This window comes from Streptomyces sp. NBC_00829 (assembly GCF_045161795.1).
Lineage (GTDB): Bacteria > Actinomycetota > Actinomycetes > Streptomycetales > Streptomycetaceae > Streptomyces.
Window position 1 is genome coordinate 8253385 of record NZ_CP108867.1, and the last position, 14858, is coordinate 8268242.

The 14858-nt window shown below is 67.8% G+C and carries 9 protein-coding genes and 3 pseudogenes; 3 read left to right on the top strand and 9 right to left on the bottom strand.

Features of this window, described 5'->3' with window-relative positions; genetic code table 11:
* On the top strand, positions 1 to 2166 hold the full coding sequence (locus tag OG293_RS36765; RefSeq protein ID WP_406003081.1) for an ATP-binding protein: 2166 nt from the start codon (positions 1 to 3) through the stop codon (positions 2164 to 2166).
* 298 nt (positions 2167 to 2464) lie between these two features.
* Here OG293_RS36765 and OG293_RS36770 read toward each other — a convergent pair whose 3' ends face one another.
* From OG293_RS36770 to OG293_RS36790, 5 genes are all read right to left on the bottom strand, one after another.
* The gene (locus OG293_RS36770; RefSeq protein ID WP_406003082.1) at positions 2465 to 3124 is read right to left on the bottom strand and encodes a hypothetical protein; all 660 of its coding nucleotides are present in this window, start codon (positions 3122 to 3124) and stop codon (positions 2465 to 2467) included.
* 78 nt (positions 3125 to 3202) lie between these two features.
* Positions 3203 to 7819, bottom strand: a complete 4617-nt coding sequence (locus OG293_RS36775) for a hypothetical protein (protein WP_406003083.1) — start codon at positions 7817 to 7819, stop codon at positions 3203 to 3205.
* A 440-nt stretch (positions 7820 to 8259) separates the two neighbouring features.
* Positions 8260 to 10338 carry a permease gene (locus tag OG293_RS36780; protein WP_406003084.1) on the bottom strand — a complete coding sequence of 693 codons (2079 nt, stop codon included), beginning with the start codon at positions 10336 to 10338 and terminating at the stop codon, positions 8260 to 8262.
* Between the two features lie 104 nt (positions 10339 to 10442).
* Positions 10443 to 11141, bottom strand: coding sequence for an ABC transporter ATP-binding protein (locus OG293_RS36785; RefSeq protein WP_406003085.1), 699 nt, complete (start codon positions 11139 to 11141; stop codon positions 10443 to 10445).
* 99 nt (positions 11142 to 11240) lie between these two features.
* Entirely contained in the window at positions 11241 to 11585 is a 345-nt protein-coding gene (locus OG293_RS36790) for a hypothetical protein (protein WP_406003086.1), read from the bottom strand.
* Between the two features lie 238 nt (positions 11586 to 11823).
* Between OG293_RS36790 and OG293_RS36795 the strand changes: the two genes are divergently transcribed.
* Positions 11824 to 12066, top strand: coding sequence for a hypothetical protein (locus OG293_RS36795; protein WP_406003087.1), 243 nt, complete (start codon positions 11824 to 11826; stop codon positions 12064 to 12066).
* Between the two features lie 158 nt (positions 12067 to 12224).
* Complete coding sequence (locus OG293_RS36800; RefSeq protein ID WP_406003825.1) at positions 12225 to 12887, top strand: hypothetical protein; 663 nt, start codon at positions 12225 to 12227, stop codon at positions 12885 to 12887.
* 28 nt (positions 12888 to 12915) lie between these two features.
* Here OG293_RS36800 and OG293_RS36805 read toward each other — a convergent pair.
* The 4 genes and pseudogenes from OG293_RS36805 to OG293_RS36820 form a co-directional block, all read right to left on the bottom strand.
* Positions 12916 to 13733, bottom strand: a pseudogene (locus tag OG293_RS36805) (IS5 family transposase).
* A gap of 102 nt (positions 13734 to 13835) precedes the next feature.
* Positions 13836 to 14253, bottom strand: a pseudogene (locus OG293_RS36810) (transposase); the annotation flags it as partial.
* Entirely contained in the window at positions 14216 to 14341 is a 126-nt protein-coding gene (locus tag OG293_RS36815) for a hypothetical protein (RefSeq protein WP_406003869.1), read from the bottom strand. The pseudogene OG293_RS36810 and the gene OG293_RS36815, both read right to left, overlap by 38 nt.
* Positions 14342 to 14423: 82 nt before the next feature.
* A pseudogene (locus tag OG293_RS36820) lies at positions 14424 to 14474 on the bottom strand (hypothetical protein); the annotation flags it as partial.
* Positions 14475 to 14858 lie beyond the last annotated feature (384 nt).

The window sequence follows — 14858 nt, forward strand, 5'->3', positions numbered from 1 at the left end:
ATGGGCGAACCGGCACTGGAGCACCTGCGGATCCGCCTCGCGGACATCCACCGGGCGCTGCACGCCGCCGTCGAACGGCAGACGCGGATCGCGGCTCGCCTCACCCGGCCGGACCTCGCACCGTACTGCGTGACCGACGAGCAGGTCGAGGTGCTGCTCGGCGAGGTGCGCGCGTTCACCGACACCATGGCCGGGCCCGCCGCACCCCAGCGGCCCGAGCCGGCCGCCGAACGGGACCTGAGGCGGCGCGCGTCGGCCGAGGGCAGGGCCCTGCCGCTGGACGCACTGGCCACCAGGTTCGGCCTGACCCACGCCGAGCAGGACGCCCTCCTCCTGGTGGCCGCGCCCGAACTGGACCGCGGCTACGAGCGGATCTACGCGTACATCGTGGACAACCTGAACCGGCGACTGCCCAGTGTGGAACTGCTGGTCACGGTGGTGGCGTTGAGCGCGGAGGACGGATCGGAGGACGGATCGGAGGACGGATCGGAGTGCGAGGCGGGGGAGCCGAGCGCCGCCGCCCGCCTCGCGCTGCGCCGCGCGCTCGGACCGGCCGGGTCGCTGCGCCGGTACGGCCTGCTGCGCACCTACGGAGAGTCCGCGCTCGAGCTCGCCCAGGAACTGGTCCTGGGCCCCGGTGTGCTGGACTTCCTACTGGGCTGGGGCGCGGACGTCGGACTGCTCGGCCACGACCCGGGCGAGGTCTCCCAGCAGGAGCCGGGGGTTCTCTCCCCGTACCTCTCCTCGGACCGGCTCACCCGGCTCGGCCGGGGGCTCGGCTCGGGCGACATCGACCTCGCCGGGCTGTGGGGCTGCCCGCCCGACGGCCAGCTCGACGCCGTCCACGCGCTTGCCCGTGCGGCGGGAGCACCGCTGAGGTGCCTGACCGCCGATCCCGAAGCCGACCTGCGGACCGCCGCCGCACTGGGCGCGTTGCTGTGGATCCCCACCGACGACCTGCACGGCGAGGCGCACCGACAGCACGCCGACGCGGTGTCCGCCGCCCTGCTCCGCTCGCGGGCCCCGGTGTGCCTGACCGGCCTGAAGCCCTGGCGCCCGCCGGGGCTGCTCGCCGCCCGCGCGTACGCTGAACTCACGTTGCCCACACCGGAGTTGATTGACCGCCGGGCGATGTGGTCGGCCGCCCTGCCGGACCTGAACGGCACGCTCCTCGAAGACCTGGCCGTCCGCTACCGGATGAGCGGCGGCGAACTGCGCGCCGTGGCATCGGTGGCCGGGGCCGGGGCGCGCCTAGCGGGCAACGGGTACCCGGAGCCGGTCGTCGACCACGTGGAGCCCGCCATCGCCACCGTCATCCGGGGACGCGGCGGCAGTGCGGTGCACTCGGTCGTGCCCCGTCGCACCGTGGACGACCTCGTCCTGCCGCACGTGCAGTTCACCCAGATCCTGGAGATCGCCTCGGCGTGCCGCGCATGGCCCCGGATCGCCGAGACCTGGGGCTTCGCCCGCCGCTCGGCGCACGGCGGGGTCAAGGCGCTCTTCACCGGCGAGCCCGGCACCGGCAAGACCCTGTCCGCCGAGATCGTCACCGGCATGCTCGGCCTGGAGCTGCTGAAGGTGGACCTCGCCCAGATCGTCTCCAAGTGGGTGGGGGAGACGGAGAAGAACCTGGAGGCCGCGTTCCGGCAGGCCGAGGAGAGCCACGCGGTGCTGCTCTTCGACGAGGCCGACTCGTTGTTCGGCAAGCGCGGAGAGGTCAAACACGGCACCGACCGGTACGCCAACCTCGAAGTCGGCTATCTGCTCCAGCGGCTGGAGGCCAGCGACGGCCTGGTCATCCTGACCAGCAACCTCAAGGACAACATCGACGTGGCGTTCACCCGCCGCTTCCACTTCGTGGTCCACTTCCCCCGGCCGGCCGCCGCCGAGCGACGCAGGCTGTGGCGGCTGGCGTTCCCCGAGGAGGCCCCGCTCGCGCCCGACGTGGACCTGGACGTGCTGGCCCGCTTGGACATGACGGGCGCCGGCATCACGGCGGCGGCACGCACCGCCGCCCTGGCCGCCGCGGACAGGGACAGCGCCACGATCAGCATGCGCCATGTCGTACGGGGCGTGGCCCGCCAGTTCCAACGCGAGGCCCGCCTGCTCCGCCCGGGCGAACTCGGCCCGCACGCCCATCTGCTGGACGACGCATCCCAGGGGTGACACCTATGCTGCCCGCCGAACCCCCGCTCTCCCTCCACCTCCTGTCCCCGGTTCCCCCGGCGAGGACGGCAGAAACCGCGACGGCGACCCGCCAGACAGCGCCGGCCACGGCGCCGGCACCCCTGAGCAACGCGACGATGGCCCGGTCGGTACATACCCGGGCCCTGGTGGGCGCCGCGCTCCTGGCAGGTCACGACCAGTCGGGCAATGCGGCGGTGGTGACGGCGGCCCTCCGGACGATGCCAGGTGCGGCGCCGCCCAGGGTGATCGTGCCCATGACGTGACGGTGCGCTGATCCTCAGTCCCTCTGTCGCCCGGCGGCCTGGCGCTCGGCTACCTGTCTCTGCAGCTCGCGGACTCGCTCGAGCGACTCGTATGCCTCCTCGACCTCGTCGTCGTCCACCGACCCGGCGCCCCAGTTAGACGGATTCTCCTGCTGCCGCTCAAGCTCTCGGGCGGATTCCGCGTGCTCCTTGTGCAGGACATCGAGCACTGAGTCCTCACAGGCCAAGGCACTGTGCGCGGCGCCGGTCCGGAAGAGGCGGAAGGCCGTGGAGCGGCCTGCCCGGAGTTCGCTGAGCCGGTAGCAGACGAGCCGGTCGTCCCTCCCCAGCACGGCAGAAGGGATGCGCAGGAGGGGCAGTAGGTCGGGATCCTCGGTCAGGAGCCGCAATTCGACGTCCACCAGACTGTTGGGCGTCTCCTGCGGACCGCCACGGTCTGGCGGAAGGGCCAGCTGCCACGGCTGGTTGGTGAAGCGGGCCAGCAGGCCCAGTCGCCAGAGCCCGCCACCGACGAGCACGAAGACCTCTTCGGGGAAGTCGACGCCGTAGCACGCGCGCAGCACCTCGCGCGGGCCGAGCCCGTCCCTGTACAGGGCCTCTGCCAGCCGGACCATCGACCCGTAGTCGTCGCGTGAGGCCTCGGCGCGCAGCCGCTCCAGCACGTCATCGGTCATCGTGGTCCTCCCTGGCCCCCTGACTCCATCATGCCTTGCAGCGCCCTTGCCCTTCCTCCAGGGGCATCGCCGTGTCCCTTATCTCGGAGGCTTCTTCGTGACGTCGTCCAGGACCCGGCTGATGCGTTTCCAGAGACCGGAGAGTTCCGGTGCGGTCATCGCCGAGATGATCTCCTTGGTGATCTCGTGCGCCTTCCCGATGGCCTGCCTGTACCGCTCGTTCTCCCGTCCGATGTCGCTGCCGACCATCTCGATGACGCTGACCTCCAGCTGCTGCAGTTGTGCCCGCACAGCCGGGCTACTGACGTTCAGCCTCGGGTTGTCGGCCATCAGCATGGCAACGTTCTCGACGTGAACGAAGACGGTGGTCAGCAGTTCCCTTTGGACGTCCTGGCCCAGTCTGGCGGCGCGGGAGAACTCCCTGGCCAGGGTTCGGGCGCTGGCCGTCGTCTGCGATTGGATGAGGAGTGCGTACATCCGGTGTGCGACGCGGATGTCCACTTCTCGACCCCTTTGGAGCATCCGTCCCCGCAGGGCCCGACGGACGTTCGCCACCGTAACCGTGAGTCCCCGGGCGTGATCATCGGGCAGCGGGCTGGTGCCGGTGCTGGCGTCCGGGGCGTACACCACCGAGAAGTCCTCGCCGAAGAGCTTCATCATCATGTCCCGTAGGGCGCGTCCCTCGGCGCTGCGGACCCCGAAGGTCTTGCCCTGGACCTCGAGCAGGGCACGCATCCGGGCGTTCTGGAAAATCCCGTTGGGGTGGGACCGGTCCCACGCCTTGATGAGCATGTTCGGCTCGGTCGGGTACAGCATCTGGGGGTACTTCCTGGCGATGGCCTCCCGGACAGCCCGGTCCAGGCCGTTCGCCAGCCTCGTCAGCTGCTTCGCGCGGCGGTCCGCGTTCTTGCCCCAGTCGAAGCCCTCGAAGTGGTAGCCGCCGATGGTCAGCAGCGGGTGCCGGTCCATGCCGGACAGCACCTTCTCGTACGCCTTGAGGACGCCCTTCCCGCTGATGGTGGCGACGCCGGTGTCGGCGTCCTGGCTCACGATGTGGACCTGATTGTTCACCTCTCGGAGGAGCTCCACCGCCCTGTTGGTGTACGACGAGCCGAGCACCTCCTCGCGGAAGAGGCCGTAGGGGAGCGCCCCCTTGTCGCGCATGCCCTTCTCGTTGGCCTCGGCGCGCTTCTTGTTGCGGCCTCGCAGATGTTGGTAGGCGGCGCGCACCTCTTCGATGTCGACCGGGGTCTTCTCCTTGGCCCTGATCCACTGGGGCGTCCACAGAAAGCCGAACACCGCAAGCAGGAGTTCGGGTTTCCGGTCGACGCTGTTCACGGCGTTCCGGATGGCGTCGCCCTCCTGCGGGTTGAGCCGCTCGAACGTGTTGATGCCGATGACCACGGCAGTCCGTGCCGCCGCCAGATCCTGGGCGTTCTTGGCCCCGGTGTCCTGCCACCCCTGGTCCAGGTAGCGAGTCGCCACGTCCTTCTTGATCTCACCGGGGATGGCCGCCATGTTGACGACGAAGCCGATCCAGCGGTCACTGGCCTCCATGGTGAAGGGCACCATGATTGCCCGCAGCTGGACGACCGAGTGCGGGTGCCTCCTGGTGGTGAAGCGGCCGCTGGCCTTGCCGATCTTGTACGGGAAGAGGTCCTTGTAGGAGGTTCGCTTCGTGGGGTTGATGGCCGCTGTGACGAAGTAGGTGCCGGGGGCGGCCCGCTCCAACTGGATCCGGGTGAGGCGGTGCCGCTTCTTGATGTCCGGCAGTCCCTGGCGTACGGAATCCTCCGTCGCCCCCTCCGCATCGAGCAGCCGCGTGGCTTCGCGCACGGCGGCGTCGAGGGCGCGCAGCATGTCCTTCCTGGACCGCTTGGCGGCAGGCTTCTTCCTCGGGTCGGGCCTGTCCTTTCGCTGCGGCCGGCGCCGGTCCGGACGTCGACGCCGGTCCGGGCGGCGCTTGCGCGGCCTGCGCGGCTTGTCCGGCCGCTTGCGATCCGGGCGGGGCTTCGGCTTCGACTTCGGCTTCTCGAACTTCGACTTGATCTTGGCCCACAGCTTCTTCACCAGGCCGACGATTTTGTCGATCACCCAGTCCACCGCCCGGTCGACCGGCTTGGACAGGGCCTGGACGATCTGCTTGACCTTGGCGGCGATGCCGCCGACGCCGAGGAGGGCGGCCAGGAAGCCGAGCAGGACCGGGATGGAGCGGACCAGGGCGCGTTCGATCAGGCCCGGTACGCCGCCGCTGCCGCCCCGTGCGATCGCGATGACCGCGTCGAGCACGGCGTTGACGAACTCGAAGATCTGGCGTGCCTGGGTGACGATGAAGCGCACGATGTCGATGATCAGCTTCACCGCCCGGACGAGCGCCGAGGCGGGGTTGAGCAGCGAGATCACCCACATGATGCCGGCGACCACGATCGTGGGGGTGACGTAGGCGATGACCTTGTCCAGGAGGTCCTTGCGTAGATCGCCCACGCGGGTTTGGAGGTCGTCCCACATGGCGGCGACGCCGCGTTTGCGGACATCCGCGACCAGCGGCAGCGAGGTCTCGGCAGCCGCGATCGCGGGTTCCATGCCCGGGGCCTTGCGGGTGATGCGGGCGCGGATGTTGGTCCAGGTCAGCCCGAGCAGGCCGGTGAGCATCTTCACCACGCCCTGGGTGTCGAACTTCGCCGGCAGCTCGATGCCCGCCTCGGCCGTCTTGCCCAACAGCCAGGACAGAATGCCCTGTTGGAGATGGTGACCGATGTTCCGGAGGAACTGCCGCAGGCCGGCGCCGACGGCGGAGACCAGGTTGCGCAGGAAGCCGATCGGGTCCTTCAGGATCAGCATCACGGCCGAGGCAGCCTTGGCGAGGACCGACAGCAGCAGCCGCTTCAGCTCCAGAATGGTGTTGATCACGGCCTTGACCGCGTCCATGGCCTTGGCCACCAGGCCCTTGTTCTTCTCCTTCTCCGCGGCGATCTCGTCGTCGACGGCCTTGAGCGCCTCGGTGTACTTGGTGGCCAGCGTGTCCACCAGCTGGGTGCCCTTGTCGTCCACGGACTGCGTGAGTTCGTCGAACTTGTCGGTGAACTCGGCCGCCGCCTGCCGTCCGATGGATCGCAGGTCCGCCGGGAGCTTGCGCACCGCGGTCTGCATCTCGGTCCGGCCCTGTGCGATGCGCCGCTTGGCCCGGTTCAGCTCCGCGCCGATGGAGTCGGCGACCCCGGAGATCACCTGCCGCATCCGGCGTACGTAGTTGTCGCGAGCCTCCTCGAAGATCTTGTCCGCCTCCGCGGGCAGCCCGGCGAACTTGTCCCGCACCCAGCGAAGCTTGCCCCTCACGCCCGAGTAGCGGCGGTCCTTGTACTCGTCCATCTTCCGCTTGTGCTCGGCGGTGAACGCATCCCGGGCCGCTTTCTCGCCCCGGCCGAACTGGTCGTCCACGAGCTTGTCGAGGCCTTCGAGGATCGCCTCGACGTCCTCCTTCATCGTGTCGAAGACGCCCTGCAGGACCGCCGTGACCTGGGCCCGCTTCTCCTCGTCCCGGCTCTTCGTGCCGGTCTTGCCCGTGTCGACCTGCTGCCCGGTGCGCACCCGCTGGGCGCCCATCGCGCCCATCGCCGCCACCCCAAGCTGCCGAGCCCGGGCGGTGGAAGCACGCAGTTCGTTCACCTCGTACTTGCGCATGGCACCCGGGGCCGTCTCGGAGTGCCGCTCGGCGATCTTCTTCTCGCCCAGTGCCTTGGCGAACGTCGGCTCGTTGGACTTCCGCAGCTGCCCCTCGGTGACCTGCGCGTGTGCCATCCGCTGGTTGACCTCGGCCGGACCGGCGGACAGATCCGTCGCGGACGGCGGCAGCTTGTCCGGTACGGCTTGCGCGGGGTTCGGCGCGCCCGGCGTGCCGGGGGGCCGGTCCGCGCTCATCGGCACGACCTTCTTGGGCACGGCCGCCGAGGTGTCCGGCGGAGCGGCGGTCCTCGTCGAGATCTGCTCGGCGGAATCCGACTTGCCCTCGCCGACCTGTCCGTGCACCTCCGCGCGGACCTCGTCCGCCTTGCCGGAGCCGGCGAACTTGTCCGCCTCGTCCAGGTTCTTCGGCGCCTTGTCCGCGATCGCCTTCTCGACCGCCCTGATGAACGCGTCCTTGTCGAAGTCCTTCGGCTTGGCCTCGTTCATCTTCTCGGCGTTGGCGGTCTTGCCCTGCGCCACCTCGTCGTCCTTGGGAGGCAGCGCAGCGTCCTGCGCCGACCCCGCCTCGGTACGCGGCGGCGGATGCGAGGCCGCGAGGGAGCGCTTCTTCTGCCGTACGTCCTTCTTCAGCACCGCGAACTTCGGATCCGCTTCGGGGCCCGACCGGGCCTTCACCTCCACGGCGCCGGGGGCCCCCGGCGCCTCGGTGCCCTGTGCCGCCGGCGGGGCGGCACCCGCCTCGCCGCGGCCGGCCGTCGCGACGGCGCTGTTGCCGACCATGTTCTGGGCGGTGGCGCCGTTTCCGGCCGGATTCGGGGCGACGCGCGCCGGCCGTCCAGGGAAGGGCGGGCCCGTCACCGGTCCGCCACCCACCAGGGCCGCCGCCACGGCCGCGTTGGACGCGGCCATCGGGGACGGTGCGGAACCTGTTGTCTCCGGCGGCTGCTTCGTCGGCGCGGATACCGCCGTCGACACCGTCGGCCGCACCGCGAGAGCCTTCGGCGCTGGCATCGGACGGAATCCCTCCCACGACATGTCGGTGGTGACAGGAGCTCGGTGCCCGGGGACATCCCCACGCAGTGTGCCAACACGGGCGTGACGGGTTCGTCACCTCCGTATCCCTCGAAGCGTCTCCGTGCGGCACGCGCGGTCGTTCCCGCACTCCGCCTCACGACTCGTCAGCCTCGCCAGCTACCGACAGCAGTTCCGCGACGAGCCCCACGGCCTGAGCGCCGTATCATCCGCGGCGGAAACAACGGACATCGCTGACCAGCAGGGATGCGGTTTGGGCTGGTGGTCAGTTTTCGGGTCCGACGGGTTTGGCGGCGCCCTCGCGGTGCTTGCGTAGCTCTCGATAGAGCGTGGAGCGGCTGATGCCGGAAGCCGGTGGCGACCTGTTCGGGGATTGCGCCGTCTTTGATCCGATCACACCCGAGTACGCGGATGGCTTCTCAGTCTGCTTCGGGTCGCCAGGATGGTGCGGCGCGGCGTGCCGAGTGCGCCGCGAGAAGGCCGATCGCCACAGCGGCGAGTGAGAAGCCGGTGGCTGCTGTGGCCAGGACTGGCCAGGAGAATTTGCCTTCTCGCAAGGAGATGACGAAGAACAATGAGTGCCAGTTGGTGATGAATGTGGCGATGCAGGTAGCGATGAGCAACGGCACGGTCAGGTACCACGTGGCGATGGTACGGAAGATTTGGGTGTTGCCGGTGAGGACGCTCAGCGGTGCCAGTCCTCGCCTGATGCGTACGAACTCGGCGGCTGCGCTGATCAGTCCTGTCACCAGCAGCAGGCTCAGACCTGTGCCGCCGAAGAGGTAGAGCCAGTAGTTAAGCCGATTCTTCTGTTGGGCGCCGATGACCCAGGATTCGCCGGGTGTTTCCACATTGATCCCGGGGAGTACGGCATAGGCGGCCTTCTCGATCTCTGCTCGGTGCCCGGGCTCGTCGGCGGTCACGATCAGCGACTGGCGGGGACGACCCGTCGGTAGTGCGCCGTTAACGGCTTGGACAGTGAGGTTGTCCTGGTAGGGGGCGGCCAGTTCTCTCAGCCGTGGGTCTTGTGTGGTGATGGGCTTGGCGGTTGTCGGGCAGGGCAGGCGCAGTGCCTTGAGGTCGTGGCAGGCGCCGGCCAGGTCGATGTGGGGGTGCTCACCTTCGGGATGGGCGGTGGTGGCCAGGAGGTGAGTCCTGTCCGGAAGAGTGCGTGCCAGGTGTTCAGTGGCGCGGGGGGTCAGGTTGCTGCTGGAGACGGTGAAGAGGGTGTCTCCCACGCGTTGGGTCAGCTGCTTGGCAGCGGCGGCGCTGTCTCCCAACCGGCTGTTCCAGACCTGCAGATGGCTGATGAGACCGATACCGATGATGAAGACCACAGAGAGGCGGACAAGCACTCCTGGATGAGCCGCGGTCCAGCGGCCGGCGATGAGGCGCCCCGGGTTCCCCTTGCGATAGCCGCTTGCGGCGATGCGCTTCCCGTTGGTGACGCTGAGCATGGCGGCAGCTGACGGCAGAGTGGCCCACATCAGAACGGTTCCGGCCAGGAAGACCACAACATCCGGACCCTTAGGAGCATATTGACTGAAGGCGATTGCCAAGACGCCGATGACGCACAAGACCAAGCGCCATTTGGGCAGGCGTGAGGAGGAGGTGCTGGGCCGTGTTGCCGTCTTCGTGCGTTGAACCCGGTGAAGTACCACGACCATAAGGAGTGTCAAGACGAGGGAGGCAACGAGCGCGGCGATCAGCTGCGGCCATGCATGGCGCAGGTCATCGGCGTTGACGATAAAGCCCGTAAAGGGCAGCCGTACGTCGGTGGCCAGCAGGACGGCGGCAGGGATGAGAGGTAGGAGTGTCCCTACGGCAGCCGGGGTGAAGGCTTCCCCTACGTTCATTACTGCTCGGTGTGTCCAGGAGGCTCCCAGGGCGTTGACGAGGTCGCTTCGGCGGTCTCGGGTGGCTGATCCGACCCGGGTGGCCACGACCAACAGAGCCAGGCCCGGTACGGCCATCAGGACTGCGATGACTCCGACAGTCTCCGCCTTGGTGTGGGGGTAGATGTCCTCGTTCATCGGGAAGAGCTGGCCGAAGCCCGTGATGTACTGCCAAGACGCCGCCGTGGGGTTGGCCGGAGGATGAGCGGGGCGGGCGTATGCGATACGTTCAGACGGTGACCTGAGCCCCTGCTTGTCGATTGTCCCGGCGTAACGGCCGTATCTGTCGAGGCTGTTGTTGTCTTTTGCCGCTTCGGCGAGTTCCGGGGACAAGAAGACCTCGCCCGGCCGAGGCCAGCGTGAGAGGCCCGGTGGCGGAGGCGTGCCGGTCGCGAGAGGCTCGACGTAGATGACGCTGTGCGGTGACGCGCCGAACGAGTCGATGGCCTCTTTCCACAAGGCTGTGGCCTGGTGCGCGCTGCTGGCCAGAAGGGGGCCTCGCGCCGTATCGCGCTGCGTGCGGCCGTCGAAGGTCGCGCTGGTGGTCACCATGGCCAGGGCGGTCAGTGCAACAGCGGCAGAGGCCATCATCAGGGCCCACATGCGCAGTCGCGTGCCGGGCGTGGTGCGTCCTGCGGCACGCCCGATCCTCAGAAGCTGGACCCAGAGCCTTCCAGGGCGGCGGAGACGTGGTGAGCGCTGGTCAGTCACGCGTGCATCCCCCGCTGGACAGGGATGAGCGTGCTCTCCTGGAGCTGGAACTCGTCGTCCGCGCAATCGGCGACCGCGGGATCGTGAGTGACTACCAGCAGCGCGCAGTCCCGCTCGCGACAGATCCGGAACAACTGGTCGGCCACGTTCTCGCGTGCTTTCGGGTCCAGCGCACCGGTGGGCTCATCCGCCAGCAGCACGGACGGCCGCGCAATGAGTGCCCGGGCCACGGCCGTGCGCTGGCGTTCTCCTCCGGAGAGCATGCCCGTTGGGGTACTGCCATGGGGCACTTCGAGTTCTTCCAGGAGCCGTGTGGCTGACTCATAGGCACGATGATGGTCGGCGCCGTCGAGGAGCATGGGCAGAGCCACGTTCTCCACTGGTGTCAGTTCGGGCAGCAGCTCGCCGAATTGGAAGACCATGCCGAGGTGCTTGCGGCGGGCCTTGGTCAGGGAGCCGGGCAGGAGTCCCGTAAGGCGATGCCCTCCTGCAGTGATCGTGCCGGAGGCCGGTTTGATCAGACCGAGCACGCACATCAGCAGTGTGGACTTGCCCGATCCACTAGGCCCGGTAACGGCCACCGACTTCCCCGGGTCCACGGTGAGGTCGACGTTGTTGAGGAGAACACGGTCTCCGACCTTATAGGTCAGGCCCTTGATTTGGAGACCGCCGCCCAGCGGAGGGGTGTGGGTCACAGCACGTCCGTATCTTGAAGTAGGCGAGCGGAGATGAAACGGACCCGTCGGGTAAGCCATGAACGGCTTACCCGACGGGCACTCAAGCGGTAACTCCGGTTACGGAGCCTTCCAACTGGAGCAGTCGTCACTGTCCCAGTCATTGTCGTCGCACGCCTTGAACTTGATGACCTTCGAGCCGTCGCCCGAGATCACGCGGGTCTTGTAGCCGCTGTGGTTCCACAGCGTGCGCAGGGTACCGGGGCTGGCCTGGCGGTAGTACTCGGCCTTGCCCGGGTCCCCGTCGTCGCTGCCGTCGTAGACGGAGATAAGGCCGTCGTCGCCGTTCCACGGGCTGGTCGCGGTCACGCCGCCGCCCTTGGCGTCAAGCGCCATCGCGGTGCTGGTCGGCACCCCTATACCGATGATCAGCGCTATGCCGGCAATCGCCTTGATTCTGCGCATAGTTGATCCCTCCCCTGTTTGAAGTGATCTGTGCGGCTCGTGTGCCGCCTGGTGCAAATGCTGATCATGGTCCGGTCAAGATTCCTTCACAAGGGATTACTCTCAGCGTGAGTGATGTCACTCAGTGGAATGTGGGGCTCCGGACTCGGCACGTCACATTCGCCACCGCGCCGTGGACCGCCCGCCGTGATTCTCGGCGCGGCCGGCGACGTGGGCGGCCCAGTCCTAGCGGATGTAGTTGAACCAGTGGGTGGTGCTGCGCAATAACTCCGAGGCATTGCCTGTACTAGACCGAAGTCATCAAACCGTGGAGACCGGGGAAGTCGCTCGCACGCGTCGAACTGACCACCACCTCGACGGCAGCCTGCTCATCCCGACCGCCACGAACCTGGCCGATATCGACCTTGCCGCTTACCCTGATGCGCCCTGGATAATTCTGCCGTCGATGCCGCGCGCTGTCGGCACGACGCCTCCTTTTTGAAGCCTCATTTCACCTTCCCTATCCGATCTACCTCAGCTCTCTCGGTTCCGCTCTGTTCCGCGCCAACCGGGAATTCAATGATGGTCATTCACACTCATGGAAGGGTTCGGCACCTCTTCCATCAACCGAAGAGATCCTGGGAGACACACGTGAGCAAGATGAAGCTGGCCAGCAGATCGGCCCGACTGGCCTCAGTGCTGGCCGTAGGCATACTTATGATGACTGGGCTGTCGGCCACGTCGGCCAATGCGGCGTCGTCCTCGGCCAACGCCGCACCCGAACTGGGGGTTCGGTTCTACCCCGATGGAAACGGCCAGTGCGATGGGCCGACGAATCCGCCGGAGCGGTGGGTCCCCGCTTCCGACTGGACCAGTACCATCCGTCTGGACACCGACAACCGCGCGGGCGGCTGTCAACTCGCCTTCGGCATCTACGACCCGTCGAACTCCCTCGCGGGCCTCACCGTCACCTACACGTGGGCGGCAGAGCCCGGCAGCGACGAAGGCCAGTGCCAAAACGCGGGCACGCATACGATCCCGATCAAGCCGTTCAAGACGTTCGGCGACGACATTCGGGTGGACACCGACGGCCGAGCGGGCTGGTGCAACCTCACCTTCACGTTGTCCGGTCGCTCGGACATTGGCGTTGGCGTGCAATTCTACGGCGACGGCGGCGGCGACGCCTCGGGACAATGCAAGAACAACATCCCGCAGGGCACCTACGACACGGCCTATGAGGGCCACCCCGTAACAGTCAGCGATGACACTGACGGCCGCGCTGGCGGCTGCTACCTGTCCCTCCGCCTGAGCCGCCTGTTCTAGTACCAACACCTCGGAGTTAGAAGGTGTCCTACGTGGTGAGGCGGACGAGGTGTTTGTAGCAGCAGAGTGCGGCGGCGAGGCCGAGAAAGGCCAGGTAGTTGCGGGGATGGCGTTCGTCGCGGGGGCTGAGTCTGCGATGGCCGGACAGCCAGGAGATGGTCCGCTTGATCACCCAACGCCGCCGGCCCAACCGTTCGCTGGACTCGAGGCCCTTGCGTGCGATGCGCACTCCGATCCGTTTGCCTCGCAGTCATTTTCGCAGGTGAGGAATGTCGTAGGCCTTGTCCGCATGCAGACGCTGAGGCTTGAAGTACCGGCCGCGGTGGGGGTCGTGTCTCGTTTGGTGACCGGCCACCATGGGCTTCAGACCTTCGCTGTCGTGGTCGTTGGCAGCGGAGACACCGACGATCAGAGGCAGTCCGTTCGCGTCCGACAGGATGTGCATCCTGGAACCCGGCTTACCCCGGTCCACGGGGCTCGGACCTGTGTGTTCGCCCCCTTTTTAGCCCGCACGTGCGCGGAGTCGAGGACGACGCGGGAGACGTCGATCAGGCCGGCGTCGTCCAACTGGTGCAGGACCGCCTCGTGCAGACGGCCCCACACACCGGCTCTCGACCAGATCATGAAACGACGGTGCGCGGTCGACTTCGATATCCCAAAGCACGGCGGCAACGCCCGCCACGAACACCCGCTGACCAGCACGTAGATGATCGCTGCGAACAGCGTCTCATCAGGCGTATTCGCAGTTCCGCCGCCTTGCGGTCGTGCCCGGTCCTCCGGGATCAACGGCCGGGCAATCTCCCACAGCCCGTCCGGAACAATCCAACTCCATGTACCCCGCCCCATGGACAGTCCACCCCGGTCCGCCGGCCGGGCACGGTGGGGAGCTGTCACGTTGTCGGGCGCGTGATCGTCTGACGGTGTGCCGGGGTGTGGTGGGGCCCTGGGTCAGGCCGCGGTGGGCCGGACGGCCGCGCCGGTGATGAGGTCCCGGAGAGTGAAGCGGAGGGTCATCTCCAAGCGGTACTGAGTGGCTGTCAGAAGATGGCGTCGGGGCCGGAAGTGGGGCGAGATGCCGCTGAACGCGGACGGGAACCGCTGGGCCGCGCCGGGTGAGCGGAAGTACTTCATGGCCCGCTCGCGTTGGCGGGTGGCTGGTGGCTGTTCCCAGCCCGGTTGTTCAGTCCCTTGTGGGAGCGGTGCCCGACCGGGGCCATGAGTTCCCGATGGGCAGCGCCGTAGCTCCTCAGCTTGTCGGTGACCAGCACCCGCGGGACGCGGCACTGCTTCTTCTGAGCTTGGCCATGAACCGCTTCGCGGCCTTCGCGTCACGCCTGGACTGCACGAGAATGTCCAGGACGTCGCCATACGAGGTCGAGGCGGATGGTGTCGCCGGGCTGGAAGTGCCGGGTGACGCGCAGCCAGCCGTCCCGCTCCGCGACGTTCTCGGGCATGCCGTTCACGAACAGGGCCGTGGCCGGCGGACCAGGCGGGCAGCCGCAGCGACAGTGTCCGTTCCGAGGCGGGGGCGGTCTCGACGGCCACGTCCACCACGCCGTGCCAGGGGTAGCCCGTGGTCACCCGCACCGTGAAGTCGTCACCGCTGTAGGTGCCGCTGGCGTACTGGTGCAGTTGCAGGCCGTCGGTGTCGGTGCTGGCGACGTGGTGCGGCAGGGGGGCGAGCGAAGCCGATGACCTTGTCGACTCTCGCCTCGGTGTCCATGAACACCGGGGCCGCGTGCACAGCGGCGACGGTTCGCTTGGTGGAAGCGGGAGATGACATCGGAGTCCTCCTCAGAGGCTGTGTGCACCAGCGGGAATCAGCCAATGAGAGGCGCCCGTGGCACATGGCCCGGATGCGGGTGAATAACCCCCGAGCACGTACGACTTCCTCCGAGCAAGGTTCCATGCCCTTGCATCCGTCTCCCGTTCAAGCGCGGCCGGTGGAGGCGAGGGGTGGGTGACCAGAAA